At 38.4% G+C, this 16,822-nt stretch carries 14 protein-coding genes; 9 read left to right on the top strand and 5 right to left on the bottom strand.

Annotation, left to right across the window (positions count from 1 at the left end; all coding sequences use genetic code 11):
* Positions 1-99 precede the first annotated feature (99 nt).
* The 8 genes from V7201_RS06480 (at position 100) to V7201_RS06445 (ending at position 10,687) form a co-directional block, all read left to right on the top strand.
* Positions 100-2,088 (top strand): right-handed parallel beta-helix repeat-containing protein, encoded by a 1,989-nt coding sequence (locus tag V7201_RS06480; protein WP_335375975.1) that lies wholly within the window; start codon positions 100-102, stop codon positions 2,086-2,088.
* A gap of 95 nt (positions 2,089-2,183) precedes the next feature.
* Positions 2,184-3,152 (top strand): ABC transporter permease, encoded by a 969-nt coding sequence (locus tag V7201_RS06475; protein ID WP_335375974.1) that lies wholly within the window; start codon positions 2,184-2,186, stop codon positions 3,150-3,152.
* 15 nt (positions 3,153-3,167) lie between these two features.
* Positions 3,168-4,046, top strand: coding sequence for a carbohydrate ABC transporter permease (locus V7201_RS06470; RefSeq protein ID WP_335375973.1), 879 nt, complete (start codon positions 3,168-3,170; stop codon positions 4,044-4,046).
* A 42-nt stretch (positions 4,047-4,088) separates the two neighbouring features.
* Positions 4,089-5,663, top strand: coding sequence for an extracellular solute-binding protein (locus V7201_RS06465; protein ID WP_335375972.1), 1,575 nt, complete (start codon positions 4,089-4,091; stop codon positions 5,661-5,663).
* A 101-nt stretch (positions 5,664-5,764) separates the two neighbouring features.
* Entirely contained in the window at positions 5,765-6,937 is a 1,173-nt protein-coding gene (locus tag V7201_RS06460) for a galactokinase (protein WP_335375971.1), read from the top strand.
* Positions 6,938-7,111: 174 nt separating this feature from the next.
* Positions 7,112-8,101, top strand: a complete 990-nt coding sequence (gene galE, locus V7201_RS06455) for a UDP-glucose 4-epimerase GalE (protein WP_335375970.1) — start codon at positions 7,112-7,114, stop codon at positions 8,099-8,101.
* Positions 8,102-8,112: 11 nt separating this feature from the next.
* A complete protein-coding gene (gene galT / locus V7201_RS06450) occupies positions 8,113-9,603 on the top strand; it encodes a UDP-glucose--hexose-1-phosphate uridylyltransferase (protein WP_335375969.1) in 1,491 nt (496 codons plus the stop codon).
* A 16-nt stretch (positions 9,604-9,619) separates the two neighbouring features.
* On the top strand, positions 9,620-10,687 hold the full coding sequence (locus tag V7201_RS06445; RefSeq protein ID WP_335375968.1) for an aldose epimerase family protein: 1,068 nt from the start codon (positions 9,620-9,622) through the stop codon (positions 10,685-10,687).
* 182 nt (positions 10,688-10,869) lie between these two features.
* Here the strand turns inward: V7201_RS06445 and V7201_RS06440 are convergent, their stop codons facing one another.
* The 5 genes from V7201_RS06440 to brnQ form a co-directional block, all read right to left on the bottom strand.
* The gene (locus tag V7201_RS06440) at positions 10,870-11,382 is read right to left on the bottom strand and encodes a GNAT family N-acetyltransferase (protein WP_335375967.1); all 513 of its coding nucleotides are present in this window, start codon (positions 11,380-11,382) and stop codon (positions 10,870-10,872) included.
* Between the two features lie 139 nt (positions 11,383-11,521).
* Positions 11,522-12,046, bottom strand: coding sequence for a CBO0543 family protein (locus V7201_RS23180; RefSeq protein WP_438825022.1), 525 nt, complete (start codon positions 12,044-12,046; stop codon positions 11,522-11,524).
* Positions 12,047-12,379: 333 nt separating this feature from the next.
* Positions 12,380-12,538: an aspartyl-phosphate phosphatase Spo0E family protein gene (locus tag V7201_RS06435; RefSeq protein ID WP_335375966.1), complete on the bottom strand. Its 159-nt coding sequence runs from the start codon at positions 12,536-12,538 to the stop codon at positions 12,380-12,382.
* Positions 12,539-13,037: 499 nt separating this feature from the next.
* Positions 13,038-13,781 (bottom strand): type I methionyl aminopeptidase, encoded by a 744-nt coding sequence (gene map / locus V7201_RS06430; RefSeq protein WP_335375965.1) that lies wholly within the window; start codon positions 13,779-13,781, stop codon positions 13,038-13,040.
* A gap of 179 nt (positions 13,782-13,960) precedes the next feature.
* Positions 13,961-15,325, bottom strand: a complete 1,365-nt coding sequence (gene brnQ / locus V7201_RS06425; RefSeq protein WP_335375964.1) for a branched-chain amino acid transport system II carrier protein — start codon at positions 15,323-15,325, stop codon at positions 13,961-13,963.
* A gap of 357 nt (positions 15,326-15,682) precedes the next feature.
* On the opposite strand from brnQ, the gene V7201_RS06420 reads away from it, so the two are divergent.
* Positions 15,683-16,702 carry a Bug family tripartite tricarboxylate transporter substrate binding protein gene (locus V7201_RS06420; RefSeq protein WP_438825029.1) on the top strand — a complete coding sequence of 340 codons (1,020 nt, stop codon included), beginning with the start codon at positions 15,683-15,685 and terminating at the stop codon, positions 16,700-16,702.
* Positions 16,703-16,822 lie beyond the last annotated feature (120 nt).

Below are 16,822 nucleotides of genomic sequence, written 5' to 3'. Positions count from 1 at the left end.
TACAGAAGAATCATAACTTATACTATAAAGAAAGAAATTTATAAAATTCTAAATATTATAAAATATTTAAGTCTCACAATTACAACAGGGGGGATTTGATTGAGTACGGTCAGTGCAAATTTAGTAGAGCCTAAAGAAGGAATGGTCCTTACAGAAGATACGACTTTTGCTCCTGGTGTGTATGAGTTTAAGTCTGGGAAAGGTCTGATTGTAGGAAAGAGCGGCATTACTATTAATGGTAACGGTGCTGTCATAATAGCCCCTGGCAGACTGGAAAAGAAATATAGTTTCAGAGGAACAGGGCTATACTCCAATGGTCATTCTAATATAGTCGTAAAGAATCTTTCAATTAAGGGATTCCTGTTGGGCTGTAAAGTTATGAATGGAACAGAATTTGTCATTGAAAACAATGATTTCTCTGATAATTTTACTGATCCTGAATATGGCTGGGGGGATGGAGAGCCGCATGGTGCGCTCTTTCTGGAAAATGTAAACTATAGCAAAGTATTGAAAAATAAAGGGAACAATGTTTGGAATGGGCTGAATTTGCTGAACTGCAGCCACAATGATATTTCAGATAATGAGTTTTCTCATTGTACAAATGTTTGTTTGAAGATGTGGCGGTCTTCACATAATGAATTGGTCAACAATGTCATGAATTATGGGATAAGGATTGCACCAGGTGAGGTACATGCGCGCGACTCAACTTCAGTATTGATTGAAACAGGGTCCAATTACAATAAATTCCTGCATAATGATTTTACTTATGGCGGGGATGGTGTTTTCATTCGTTCACTAAACGGTGTTATTAGTACCGGGAATTATTTTGAAGGAAACGACGCCTCATATGCTCATAACAATGCCTGGGAAGTATGGGATACTGGCAACACTTTTGTTAATAACAAAGGGAATCACTCCAGTTATGGGTTTTGGCTTGGCGGTTCTGACCATACCGTTCTCATCGGAAACGAGGCAGCTTACAACGGCATGCGGAGATCAAATGCTCCTGAAAGTTTTGGAAATGCCGGAATCGCCGTGGTCAATGGAAGCAGCAGCCATTTTGTGATGAAGAATAATTATATTCATGATAATAAGAGCGCAGGTGTAGCAATCAGATTTAAAAAAGACTATGAATCGTATCACTGGATTATCCAGGGAAATAGAATTATAGATAATGAAACCTATGGTGTTTATCTAAAACACGCAAATTGGATCGACATTGCTGGAAATGAGTTTTCTGGAAACAAACTTGGCGATATCAAGAAAGATGAAAACGTTTCAAACTACTTTGAAAGAACAGCAGATATGGGAGACCAAGCACCTACAGCAAATGCCTCTGTTTCTTCACAGGTCATCTTTGTAAATAAAGCTGTTTTGTTTGATGCTTCTGGCAGCTCTGATCCGCAGGGACTTTCATTAACCTACCGATGGGACATGGGAGATGGCACAATCGAATCAAGGGAAGTGTTCGAGCATTCATATGAAAAACCTGGTTTCTATCGGGTAGGAATGACGGTCCATAATGGAAAGCTTGCTGACCTGGCCTGGTTTGATGTATATGTGACAAATGAAGGCGAAATGGTTGGTCACGATGCTAAGAATTGGGGTATCTCAGCAAATTCGGAATATCGTTTTACCAGAGTGACTGCCGATGGAGAAAACTATGTCTGCGGTCATCAATCAATCAAAGTCACATCGAATGATGAATTAGGCAGAATTCACTTTCCAAAAGCTGAAAACGCAGGATGGAATTTAGAAGGAAAATCACATCTTTCATTCTGGATGAAGTTTGACCACGAAACCCGTGATGGCTTTGTAGATTATCAGTTTCCAATCGTTAGACTTGCATCAGATTTGGAGAATTATATTGAATACAGCCCTGTTGAGTTTAAACCAAACTGGGCGATCATGCCATCCGAATCGAGGACCGGCTGGACTTATTTCCATATGCCATTGGAAAAAAGTAAGAGCTGGCATAGCCATCAAGTAGGTGACCCATCCTTACATGATGTAAATTACTTAGAATTAAGTTTTCATTCAATTGGCGGAAACTACAACATATGGCTGGATGGATTAATGTTTAATTAATATTAACTAGCAGGAGTATGAAGTGTAGCAGCTGATAAATTATACTCCTGCCGTTTCTCATTACGTTGTTGCTTTCTAGAAAAGAGGTGTAGCCTATGAGTCAAATAAATGTCACAAAATCTGAACAGACAATCATCCAGCCTCACCCGAAACCGAAACTCATGGCAAGAATCAAAAAGGATTTTAACAGAGGGAAATATGTCTACTTAATGTTGCTGCCAGTTATTATCTACTACCTGGTTTTCCAATACTGGCCAATGGTTGGGATTGTTATAGCCTTTCAGAAGTATATTCCCGGCATGGGCTTTTTTGAAAGCCCATGGGTAGGATTTAAGCATTTCACTGATTTCTTTAACAGTTTTTATTTCTGGAGATTGATTAAAAATACATTTCTATTAAATTTTTGGCTCCTCATATTTGGATTCCCAGCTCCCATTATATTGGCGTTGCTTCTTAATGAGGTCAGAAAGAGCTGGTTTAAGCGAACGGTTCAAACTGTCACTTATATTCCGCACTTTATCTCTATTGTAGTTATCGTAGGTATTATTAAAGATTTCACAGCGACTGAGGGAATCATTAATCAAATGCGGGAGATCCTAGGAAGCGAATCGATTTCATTTTTACAGATTCCAGAGTACTTTCGCACAATTTATGTAACAAGTGATATATGGCAGTCAATTGGCTGGAGTTCAATCATCTATTTCGCAGCATTGTCAGCTGTTGACCCTAACCTGTATGAAGCGGCAGAGATGGATGGTGCAGGACGTTTCAGGAAAATGTGGCATATTACATTGCCGGCAATAAAGCCGACAATTGTCATCTTATTAATATTAACAATTGGTAATTTACTAAGTTCTGGTTTTGAAAAAATCCTCCTTTTATACCAGCCATTAACATACGAAACCGCGGATGTCATATCCACTTATGTGTATAGAAAAGGGATCGAAGATTCTTCGTTCAGTTTTGCTACGGCTGTCGGTCTTTTTAATACTATTGTCAACTTCATACTCTTGATAATAGCAAACACTATTAGCCGAAAAGTTTCTGACAATAGCCTATGGTAAGCGTGGTGATAATCAATGAGATATAAAAAAACATTTGGAGAAAAGGTTTTTGATGCATTTGTATATTTACTATTGTCATTACTGATGATCGCGACCTTCTATCCACTCTATTATATTTTTGTAGCCTCCTTAAGTTCCGTATCTGAAATAGCTAAACATGGGACATTCATGTTATTTCCAAAAGGTTTCACATTAGAGACCTATAAAGCGGTTTTCCAAAATGAAATGATCCTAACTGGGTTAAGAAATACCATATTCTATGTAATCCTTGGAACGGCAATTAATATGATATTGACGATCTTCGCAGCGTATGGGCTGTCCAGAAAGTGGCTAAAGGGAAGAAAAATCATCATGTTTGGGATTGTTTTAACCATGTTCTTCAGTGGAGGCTTAATCCCGAGTTTTATGGTTGTCCAAAACCTTGGACTGTACAACACAATCTGGGCATTATTGCTTCCTGGAGCAATGTCTGCGTGGAATCTTATTATGATGAGAACCTATTTTATGGGCTTGCCTGTAAGTTTAGAAGAATCAGCGCGTATTGATGGAGCAAATGATTTTCAGATTTTGTTCAGGGTTATTTTACCGACAGCAAAACCTATTCTGGCAGTTATGGTTTTATTCTATGCGGTTGGGCATTGGAACTCATGGTTCTCTGCATCTATCTATCTGCAAAATAGAGAACTCTATCCGCTCCAGTTAATATTGAGAGAAATCTTGATTCAGGGAAGGGTAGCTGATTTTGGCGGCAATTCCGCTAATGTCACCCACCAGGTAGCTAAAAACCTGAAATATGCAACGATTATTGTAAGTACAATTCCAATCTTGTTAGTGTATCCATTTATTCAAAAATATTTTGTAAAGGGGGTCATGCTTGGATCATTAAAAGAATAGAGTACCAGCTAAATCATGATAATTCGAGGGGGAAATGTGCAGATGAAAAAGTGGAAAGCATTATTGAGTATGGTTGTCACTGTAATTCTTGCATTATCCATTGTAGGATGCCAAAGCGATAAAACATCAGGACCTAAAGAAAAAGATAAGGGTAAGGATAAGGGGCAGGAGGAAAAACTGTCTACTTTCAGTATTTGGACTTGGCTTGGTGCTGTGGAAGTTTGGGGAGGCAAAAGCTACGATGAAGTTCTTGCTTATCAGGAAATGGAGAAAAGGACTGGAGTAGATGTCGAGTATGTCCATCCTACTGGCGATGCAACTGAATCGTTCAATTTAATGATGACTTCTGGTGAAATGGAAGACGCGATCTGGTACAGATGGAACCCAGAAAGAGCTGTTCAATATTATGATGCGGGAAGAATTATTGATATCTATCCTTTGCTAAAAGATAATGCCCCTAACTTGTATAAGTTGATAGAGGGGAATAAGGACTTGAAAAAACAACTGGTTGATCCAGAAGGCAGAATGTTCTATATGCCTTGGATTACACTCGATAAGTTTTTGAACCAAAGTGAAGGCTTAGCGTTAAGAGAAGACTGGTTAGAAAAAGTTGGCGCGGACGTTCCGAAAACTAATGATGAGCTGTATCAAGTGTTAAAAAAGATGAAAGAAGAAAAGGTTAGCGGCGATAAAAAGTTCGTTGGTCTAACTGGTTATCCTAGCCAAATGTATAAGCTGTTTTACGGATTTGGTGTAGCAGATGATTGGTATTTAGAAGGTGACAAAGTAGAATATGGACCATCAACTGATAAGTATAAAGAAGCATTAAAGTGGTTCAACAAGTTATACGAAGAAGGATTGATTGATAAGGACTTCTTAACCTGGGAAGGTGATATCTACGATAAACACCTTGTTGATGGTCAAAGTGCCGGTATGATTGAAAACTCGGATTCTGTCAGCCGGGTTATGAAACTCGCTACAGATGCTGGAAATGGATTTACGTTCAAGCCGATTCCATATTTGGAGTACAATGGTAAACCGACATCCCTAAATTCAACGGCAAAGCGTATCGCTCAGCCATATGGCTTAGCAATCTCATCGACTGCTGAAAATCCAGAAGCAATTGTGAAGTATTTAGACTATGGTTTTACTGAAGAAGGAGAAACATTATTCAACTGGGGCATTGAAGGGGATACCTTTACTGAAGATGGCGGCAAGAAAGTCTTCACTGACAAGGTAATGAAGGATCCAGAGAATGTTCCAGGCTTAGCTGCTACAAAGTATACAAACTCTGCGTGGATTACAACTACTTCTGTTGAGGCTACTAAAGCAACTTTGAATGAATTAGGTTTACAGGCTAGAGAAACTTGGAGTGATGTTGATATCTCTATGGCGTTTGAACCAATTCTTTGGATGACACCTGAGGAAAATGAAATCGTTGCAAATACTTCTACTGACATTTCCACTTATAAAGATGAGATGCGAGATGCATTTATCACAGGACAAAAAGACATTGATAAAGAATGGGATACTTATGTGGAAACTTTAAAATCAATGGGCAACGATGAAATCAAAAAAGCAAAGCAATCGGCATACGATCGCTATGTAAAACAATAATTTATGGATGTATGACCATGGAGGACCAGAAATTTATGGTCCTCTTTTTAAATACTCAGACACAGGTATATAGGTACTTATAAAGCAGGAAGGTGTGTCATATGAATTATCAAATTCTACTATCAACGTTCAAAGAGAAATTTCAGCAAGAAGCGAACAGGTTATTTTTTGCTCCGGGAAGGATCAATCTTATCGGGGAGCACACTGACTATAATGGGGGAAATTGCTTTCCCTGTTCCATTACTCTCGGTACGTATGCATTAGCAAGAAAACGTAAGGATGATATGTTTCGAATGTATTCGTTGAATTTTCCTGATATAGGTATTGTTGAATTTACGCTGGATGACCTCTCTTTTCATAAAGAACATGACTGGGCGAACTATCCTAAAGGAATGATTCGTTTTATGAAAGAAGCTGGATATCCGATTGATTCAGGAATGGATGTGATTTACTGCGGGGATATCCCGAATAGAGCAGGATTATCTTCCTCCGCTTCAATTGAAATGGTTACAGGTGTCATGATGGAGGGTCTTTTCGACTTTAATATGGTAAGGCTAGATATGGTGAAGCTTGGAAAAAAAGTCGAGAATGATTTTATCGGGGTTAATTCGGGAATCATGGATCAGTTTGCCATTGGTATGGGGAAAGAAGGATTTGGAATTCTATTGGACAGCCAAAGCCTAGAGTATGAATATGCGCCTATTGATTTATCCACACATTGTATATTGATTATGAATACGAATAAAAACCGTGAACTGGCGGATTCCAAATATAATGAAAGACGAAGTGAATGCGAAAATGCTCTTTTGCAATTGCAGGCGGTAATTAATATTCAGTCTTTAGGAGAAGTGACAGAGGAAGAATTTGAAGCAGCAAAGCCTGCGATTAAAAATGAAACCATCAGAAGAAGAGCGAAACACGCTGTTTATGAAAACCGCCGTACATTATCCGCACTGAATGCATTGAAAAATGGAGACTTGAAGAAATTTGGCGAGCTTATGAATCAGTCCCATATATCTTTACGGGATGATTATGAAGTAACCGGAATCGAGCTAGACACCTTAGTAGAAGCAGCCTGGAAACAAAAAGGTGTTATAGGAGCAAGAATGACTGGAGCTGGCTTTGGCGGATGCGCCATTGCTGTAGTGGAAAAGGACGAAGTGGATAATTTTATCCAAGCAGTCGGGAACACCTACCAACAGCGAATCGGTTATCAACCAACCATTTATGCAGCAAGTATTGGTGACGGGGCAAAAGAGGTGGCTTTAGATTAAACAAATTTGAAAAAGACCAATCAGTATCTTTAAAACTGAGAAGTGGCAGTCCTGGAATCTACTATTCTGCATAATAAAGATTCTAGAAATATTGAAAATAACCTATGTTTTTAATGGAGGCTGCCGTCTCTTAACCCAAAGTTGAAATTGTAAATTGAATGGAGGCGATGCGACTTGAACATTCTTATACTTGGTGGAGCGGGTTATATTGGCTCGCACGCTGTTCGTCAGCTGTTAGAAGAGGGGTATGAGGTTACTGTTATAGATAATTTGCAAACAGGACACTTAAAATCGCTCCATCCAGACGCTATGTTTTTTGCGGGAGATCTTAGAGACAGAGGCTTTTTGCGGCGGGTATTCAATGAAGTGAAGGTTGATGGAGTCATGCATTTTGCTGCAAACTCACTTGTTGGCGAATCAATGGAACGCCCGTTGATGTATTTTGATAATAACGTCTATGGTACACAGGTTTTACTGGAAGTAATGGAGGAATTTAAAGTAAAGCACATTGTTTTTTCCTCAACAGCAGCTATATATGGGGAACAAAGCATAATGCCTATTACTGAGGACAGGGAGGCGAGTCCATCCAATGCATATGGCGAAACAAAATTAGTGATGGAAAAAATGATGAAATGGTGTGAGGCAGCTCATGGCCTTAAGTTTGTCGCTTTACGTTATTTCAACGTGGCCGGGGCAGAACCTTCTGGCACGATCGGAGAGGACCATCAACCAGAAACACATTTAATCCCGTTAATCCTTCAGGTCGCCTCAGGTCAAAGGGAGAATATCTCCATTTACGGTAACGATTACGACACACCAGATGGAACTTGCATCCGAGATTATATTCATGTCCAGGACCTTATTTCAGCGCATATCCTTGCCTTAAAGTATCTTCTTGATGGAGGGAAAAGCGATATATTCAATTTAGGAAGCAGCCAGGGTTTTTCAGTATTAGAAATAATAGACGCTGCAAGGTCGGTTACAGGACACACGATACCTGAAGTGATTGTCAATCGGCGAGCGGGAGATCCAGCCAGCTTAATTGCTTCATCTGAAAAAGCAGCTAACAACCTTGGCTGGAAACCAGCTAAGGCTTCAATTAAGGATACCATCAAAGATGCATGGACATGGCATCAATCCCATCCGAATGGCTATGGGGATTAGAGGGATAGAAAATGGAGATATTTTCAGCAATACAGACACTTATTAATCGAGCCATTGAAGCCAATTTGATAAATGAAGTAGATGAAATATACGCCAGAAATCAGGTTATGGAGATTCTATGCTTAAAAACTTTTCCTCCTGAAGTCAAACCCGATAAATCCCACTCCATCCCGGTAATTTTAGAACACCTCTCGGAATACGCACTCAAGGAAAAACTCTTTGACGAGAGATACGTAAACAAAGACATTCTTGAAAGCAAGATTATGAATGTGCTAACGCCTCGGCCCTCTACTATTAATGAAGTATTTTATCGAAAATATAAGAGGGACCCAAGTGCTGCCACAGCTTATTTCTATGAAATCAGTAAGTGCAGCAACTATATTCAAATGAAAAGCATTGCGAAGAATATCAATTACTCGATAGACACGCAGTTTGGAGAGCTGGATATTACCATCAACTTATCTAAGCCTGAAAAGGATCCGAAACAAATCGCACTAGAAAGAATGCAGAAGAAGATGGCGGTTGAATACCCGAAGTGTCTTCTTTGTAGGGAGAATGAAGGGTATGCGGGCAGGATAGGTTATCCAGCGAGATCAAACCACAGAATGATCAGGCTGGAACTTATGGAAGAGCAATGGTTTCTCCAGTATTCTCCTTATCTCTATTACAACGAGCACAGCATTATCATTTCAAAAGATCATCGCGATATGAAAATAAATCATGCAACATTCCAAAGGCTGCTAGAATTCATAGAGAAGTATCCTCATTATTTCATAGGTTCCAATGCGGATCTACCAATCGTGGGAGGATCGATCCTCAGTCATGACCATTACCAGGGAGGCAGCTATGAATTTGCCATGGCAAAAGCGGCTGATGAAATAGTTTTCCGTATTGAGGGCTTTGGGGAAATCGATGCATCTACTATAAAATGGCCCATGTCGGTCATTCGCTTGAGGAGTAAGAATCGAAATGAACTTGCTATGGCAGCGGATCATATCCTTTCCAGATGGAAGGTGTATTCAGATGAAGAAGCAGGGATACATGCCTACAGTGGAGAGACCAGGCATAATACGATTACGCCAATTGCCCGCTTGAAAAATGAAAGGTTTCAACTTGATCTTGTGCTCAGGAATAATCGTACAGATGAAGAACACCCGATGGGAATTTTTCACCCGCATGAAGATGTTCACCATATAAAGAAGGAAAATATCGGACTGATCGAGGTCATGGGGCTCGCTGTTTTACCTGCCCGTCTTAAGTCAGAGCTTGAAGGAATAGAAGCATATTTACTGGGACGAAATGATTTGGTGAAGGACTACCATCAATCCTGGGCTGATGAGCTGAAAGAGCGCTATAATTCACAATTAACTGATCAGAATGTTACTGATATTTTACGTAAGGAAGTGGGAATGAAGTTTCTAAAAGCGTTGATGGATGCCGGTGTTTTTAAACGTACCGAAGAAGGCCAGCAAGCATTTCTTCGATTTATCCAAAGCTTATAGAAAGTGGGAGACTGACTTGAACATTATTAAACATGACTTTGGACAAATTCATGGGCAGCCAGTCATAGCCCATACGATTATGAATGATAATGGGATGAAAATGACAGCTATCAATTATGGCTGTATCATTACTGAATTATCAGTACCTGATCGGAATGGATTCATAGAAAATATCGTTCTTGGATTTGATACGCTTGAGGAATACGAAAAAGATTCTCCGTATTTTGGTGCGATAGTAGGCAGACATGCCGGCAGGATCAAGGAAGGAAATTTCGAACTTGATGGAGTGTACTATCAGTTGGAGAGAAATAATGGAGAAAACCATCTGCATGGGGGTGTGTGCGGATTAGATCGAGTGGTATGGGATATTGAGGTAAAAGAAAGTGAAAAAGATATCAGTCTTAAATACAGCTATTATAGTAAGGATGGTGAAAATGGCTATCCAGGCAATGTTCATCTGAAGGTTTCCTATACTCTCAATGAAGACAATGTATTGATACTAAAGTATGAAGGCGATAGTGATAAGAGAACGATTCTGAATTTAACCAACCATTCCTATTTTAATTTAAGCGGTAACTTGAAAAGAAGTATTGAGGATCATCATTTAATTTTGAAGAGTGACCGCTTTATTGAACTGAATGAAGACTTGATTCCAACAGGTGTCATGCTTGAAACAGCTGGAACAGCATTCGACTTTCGGAATGGGAGGATGATTCATGAAGGTATTAAGTCAGACCATCAGCAAAACATAATTGCTGGAAATGGGTATGACCACCCATTCTTGCTTTCAGAAAATAATAATGAGGAAATCATCCTTAAAGATAGTGAGAGTGGACGGGTTTTAGTGATAGAAACGAATCAGCCTTGTGTTGTTCTATACACAGGAACCCAATTAAATGACGAATTTTCTATACGTAGGGTGAAATCTCAGAAATACCTGGGCCTATGTTTGGAAACCCAAGGATTACCTGATGCCATCCATCATCCCAACTTCCCTGTAACAGTCCTAAACAGTGGCGAAAAATATTTATCTATTACAAAGATGACTTTCAAGGTTCAAGAATCTGACCATCAAAAAATTTAATTTGAAAATTGACGTGTATTATTTAAGCATCTCTTTAGGGGTGATGTCATTGTGGATTTAACCTGAAAAGGCAGTTCTTTTGTTTTTATAAATAGTGTCCCAAAAGATATTCTTTTTGGGACACTTTTTTCAAAAAAATGATTGATATTTGCAAATGACAAACTAATGGTGCAGCAATGCCATTATTCTTCCACAGGATTTTTAGGACCATTAAGATTCAATTGATAAAAAGCTAAATCAAGCCATCTATTGAATTTAAATCCTGCATTTTCTATTGTACCGGAATGAACAAAACCGAAATTCTTATGCATTGCAATACTTTTCTCATTTGATGCATCGATTCCAGCAATTAAAGTCATATATTCTCTTTCATTGGCAATTGCTATTAATTCTTTCATTAAAGAAGTTCCAATTCCCTTTTTTCTGTAATTGTTGTCCACATAAATAGAATGCTCAATTGTATATTTGTAAGCTGGCCAAGCTCTAAAGGGGCCAAAAGTGGCAAAGCCAACTACTTTATTATCCATTTCACATACTATGATCGGATAACCTTCATCCATTTTTTGCTTATACCATATTTGCCTGTTTTCAAGAGTTTGAGGATGATAAGAGTATACTGCAGTTGAGTTGAGAATTGCATCGTTATATATATTTAAAATATCTTGTAAATCCTTTTCTTGGATATGCCTGATCAAAATATTTTCTCCCCCATATGTCTAATATCTAATATGCCGTAAATTATATCAAAAAACATATAAAAATCGGTGGTGTTTGTCAGAAAATCTAACATTTAATCTTAAGAAAAAAGTTTCACCCGACGTTTGCCAAATAGTATTATCTTTTCTCAATAGGAACAGATACGGGTATATCAAAGTACAAAATCCAAAAAATTGCCATAGGAACACTAATTATTAATGTTAGTAATGGCTTTTTATGGTGCAGTCTTAAAAAAGAAAACATGATACAGTCGAATAGGATGGACCATCCAAGACTCCAGCCATATTTATATATAATGTTCCCTCTCATTAAGAGGATGATTTCGACGCCTGCATATAAAACAATCCAAAACAGGTAATGGCGTAAGATTCTTCGAAACCCTTGACCTTCTGGATACCTAGCTAAGAACATTAAAGTGGTGATTGGAAATGTGATGAAAGTATAAGACATTTCTAATAAGGAATGATTAAGCCATTTAATATCTGGAGAAAGCTGCCATAACCAATGTGATGCACATAGAAAGTTATATGTAAGATTTCCTAATGCAATATATTGCATTGTGGGATAAAAAAACTTCCACTTTTTATAATCGCCACTGAGCCATAGAGCAAGAATGCTTATTAGTGCTAAGGCAAGATGCATTTTTATATTTTCCTTATCTTTTTTTCTTATTTTGTTTCAAATAAGAAAAAATAATGATAAATGGGAAAATTAATATCCTTCTTTGAAGATTTCTGTTGAGAGTAGTGAAGGGACCAAGATTGCTGAGGGAGAAGGGTTTTAGAATAAGAGGATTTTCTCATATTAACGATGATTTACTATCTAACAGAGGAGAAATGAAATATTGGGGCAGGGGAAATTTACTTGAGAGAAAAATTAGCAGACTTTTAGAAGGTTTATTAAAGTGCACAAATCAAATTTATAAAGAACACATTCAAACAGAGATGTTTTCAACATTGATGCAGTAAATACCCCTTAATTTAATAATTTTTGATATTTTACAATAAGTTTATCTAAATTCTGGCTCAAACGAATTGTTTCGGAATGGTCAAAACCTTGATTCTTCCCAGTCTTGATAAGTTCTTCACGGTAGTATTCAATTTTTAATAAAAGTATTTCTTTTTTAAGTTCCATAACATAGACCTCAAGGGGGAAAGTATCACTGGTTATCAATTTTTTACAAAATTAGACATGTGTAAGTCTCATTTTACCAATATTGAATTTTAAATGGAAGTTGGAATTACAGATAATTAATGACATTTTTTACTTTAGCCGTTTTCGTTACATTGTTGCTTTTTGAGTAGACACTGGAACGTAAGGATGCTCGCTTCCGAGTGTAAGAATGGTGAAAGACTCAATTTCCTGCCTTTTTTCCCTTCAAGTTGTTCTCAGACCTCTTCTCATAACAACTCGATTAGCTTTTTCCTCATTGAGTTGTTCTCAGAACCGTGTTCTATTATTGTTTTGCTATCAAAACAAAATCTTTTAGAAAAACAGCCTTCACTTCTAATGAGCTAATGAATGTTTCGCAATAAAGCGGGAGGACTAAAAGGCCGGCCCTCCTTTTCGCGAAGCAGCCAGCTTTTTAGTCCTCAAGTTAGAATCCTCTTTTAAAGGGAAATCATTTTAATAGTTATAAGGTGATGATAATCGGTCCATTTTTAGTAAGGATGATTGTATGTTCACATTGTGCTACAAAGCTGTTTTCTGTTACATATGTCCATTCATCGCCCTCGTTTTGAAAAACTTCTTCTTCGCGATTTGAGATGAATGGTTCGAATGCGATTACCATTCCTTCTTTTAAAAGTTCATCATCCCAAGGCTCATTGTAATTATAAATGTGATCTGGAGCCTCATGGATTGTACGGCCAATCCCATGTCCAGTAAGGTTCTTTATTACGGTTAGTCCGTTTTTTCTGGCAGTCGCAATAACGGCCTTTCCCAGTCCGCTTTTCTTGGAACCTGGCTTCGCTTTTTTTAGACCAGCTTCAAATGCTTCGACAGCAGTATTGCATAATTTAGTTAAAAGAGGATTGCCTTCTCCTACTACAAAAGAAATTCCAGTGTCGGCAAAATAACCATTCTTCGAGCCTGAAACGTCAATATTTACAATATCGCCTTCTTTGATCACACGGCTGCCTGGAATGCCATGTGCTACCTCTTCATTAACACTTATACAAGTATATCCAGGGAAATTATATTCTCCCTTCGGAGCAGAAATCGCTCCATGCTCTTCAAACAGGCGGCCGGCAATTTCATCAAGTTCCTTTGTTGTAATACCTGGCACTGTTTTTTGTACTAATTCCTCTCGAATCAAGGACACGATTTTCCCAATTTCTTTTAATCCGTTAAAATCTTCTTCCGTCTTTGCAATCATTATTAAATCCCTTCCAATATCAATTATTTCATGTTACATATGATTTTATTAGAGTATCCTTTTTTAGTGTGAAAATCCATTCTAAACACCTATAAACTTGATCAATATTATGAAGAGTATTTATTTAAAGCAACAGTGTATTTGAAAACAACCTATTAAAAAGAACTGCAGGGAAAACCCTACAGTTCTTTTTGGTATTGTCTCATACTCAAATCATTCTTTGGCCAAATATAGCCGATGGCTGCTCCAATTAAAGCTGGGATGATCCAGCCGAGACCAATTTCATAAAGGGGCAGGTAATCCATATAGAATGCTTTAACAGAATTGAAAAATGAGGATGTCAGATTTGGCAGGCTAGCGGTTAATGCGCTGTAGCCATCAAAAAAGCTTACAAAGAATGTAAGCAGCATGGAAGCTGCGTATACACTTTGTTTATGGCCGAATAATGGTGATAATAAAGTTAGCAGGATAAGGACAATTGCTAAAGGATACAGGAACATTAATACCGGCACGGCAAATTGGATGATATTGTTTAATCCGAAGTTTGCGATTGTGAATGAAACGATGCACAGTACCAGTACAAACATTTTGTAACTGACTTTAGGAAATAGATTATTGAAAAATTCACTGCAAGCTGTAATAAGTCCAATGCTTGTTTTAAGGCAGGCGAGGACAATGATGATTGCCAGTAAGATGGCGCCGAAAGATCCAAAATAATGTTGGGCAACAGCGGCAAAAATCTGTCCGCCATTATCAAAGGTGCCTATAGCGTTTATACTTGATGCTCCCATGTACGTAATAAGTCCGTAGATCAGCATCATTAATGCCATCGCAAAAATACCCGATTTCAAGGTGGCATTAGCTATATCCTTCGTTTTTGTGATTCCCTGTCCCTTAATAGCATTGATGACAACAATCCCGAATGCCAGTGATGCCAGGGCATCCATTGTATTATAACCCTCTTTGAAACCAGTAATAAAAGCTAAATTAGTATAGTCTCCGGAAGGTTCTCCAAAGTTCCCCATTGGCTTGAAGATGGAAGTTAAAATTAATACAAATAAAAAGATAAGAAAAGCCGGTGTTAAATATTTTCCGATATAATCCATGACCTTTGCAGGATGAAGTGAAAAAAAGTAAACAATGGCAAAAAATACGAAACTGAAGATTCCGAGCCATAAGCTGGCCTGCCCCGGATTAATGTATGGTTCAAATCCGACGACAAACGGTACCGTAGCTGTACGCGGAATCGCGAAAAAGGGTCCGATTGTCAGGTATAGAGCCATGGAAAAAACTACACCGAAGAGCGGATGAACCCGGCTGGCTAAATCCCGAAGTCCATTGCTGCCGGAAAGCCCAATCGCTAAAATTCCCAAAAATGGAAGGCCGATTGCTGTAACTAAAAAGCCTATTAAGGCATGCCAAAAGTTTGTTCCGGCAAGTTGGCCAAGCTGGATCGGGAAAATCAGATTCCCCGCACCAAAGTACATTCCGAAAAGCATTGTTCCAATGACACCATAGGTAGAAAATGATATTTTTTTCTGCATCAAAAATTGCTCCTGTTCTAGTTGTATTAATCTCGAGGGGAGTTCCAAAAGCTAACAATCTAAGAAATCTTTGAAACTGTTAAACCCCCTTAAGCATTCCTCTTAAGAAGTTAATAAAACTCACTATATATTTTTGATTGATACAAGTCAATTGAAAATTTTTAGTATTTTTAGAATCTTACTTCCTTCGATCTGTCTCCGAATATGTCTTTCCATTCGTGTTATTTCCTTTACGTGAACAAAATGAACAAAACGTTTAATAAGTTTTTAATGCTGTTTAAATAGATAATCTATTAAAAATTCAAAAACTTTGTAAAATTAAGAAAACGCTTACAAGGAGGAATTGAAATGGTTTTTATGAAGAAATTTTCAGCAGTAATGTGTGCAGGAGCACTGGCAATTAGCCTTGGTGCTTGCAGCAGTCAAGGGACATCTAGCTCTGAAGGTAAGGAAGAAAACACAGGGTATCCGACCAAGGCAATTTCAGTCGTGGCACCATCTGGAGCTGGAGGAGGATGGGATTTAACGGCTCGTTCATTTACAAAGGTACTTAGTGAAACAAAGATTGTAGAGCAGCCTTTGACAGTTGAGAACAAGCCTGGTGGCGGCGGGGCTGTGTTTATGGCTGAATATGCTACTGCGCAAGCGGAAAATAACGATATGCTCTTTGTCAATTCGCCTCCGATTATCATCAACAATTTGAAAAAAGAAGGAAATAGTCCTTATGGAGTTAAAAATACAACGCCTCTGGCTCAATTAACAAAAGATTATGGTGCCATTGTTGTAAAAGAGGATTCTAAATTTACTGATTTAAAGTCAGTCTTGGAGGAAGTTAAGAAAGATCCTAGTAAACTAACATTTGCTGGAGGCTCTGCGCCAGGGTCAATGGATCACTTGATCTCCATCCTTCCAGCTTTTAAATATGGAGTCGATCCAACAAAAGTAAAATATGTTTCTTATGATGGCGGTGGTGAAGCGATTACTGCTTTGCTTGGCGGTAACGCGGATGTAATCGGCACGGATGCCTCCAGTGTTAAGGAATTTTTAAAAGCAGGTAAGGTAAGAGTGCTGGCTGTTACTTCGAATGAGCGTCTATCTGGTGATTTTAAAGATATTCCAACCGCAAAAGAACAGGGTGTCGATGCGGAGTTTACTATTTGGCGCGGTGTTTTCGGCCCTGAAAAAATGTCTAAAGAAGCAAAAGCTTATTGGGATAAGGCAATCAAGCAGCTTGTTGATTCTCCTGAATGGAAGAAGGAAGTAGAGACTCAGGGATGGGATTTCGACTATAAAAACAGTGATGATTTTAAAACGTTCTTAGAAGAACAAGAAGTCCAAATCCAGCAATTATTAGCCGCTCTGGGCATGCAGAAGTAATTCAAGTGGGGGAAGTTTCTTGCTTCCTTCCCAAAATTTTAATAGAAATCATTAATTTAACCCTTAGTATGTCCAGCTTCAGCGCCTAGCCCCTCGAGTCGCATGTCTAGCTGCGGCTCC

The sequence above is a fragment of the Bacillus sp. JJ1122 genome (assembly GCF_036964885.1).
Taxonomy (GTDB): Bacteria; Bacillota; Bacilli; order Bacillales; family Cytobacillaceae; genus Mesobacillus.
This window is presented reverse-complemented; position numbering and strand designations above follow the sequence as displayed.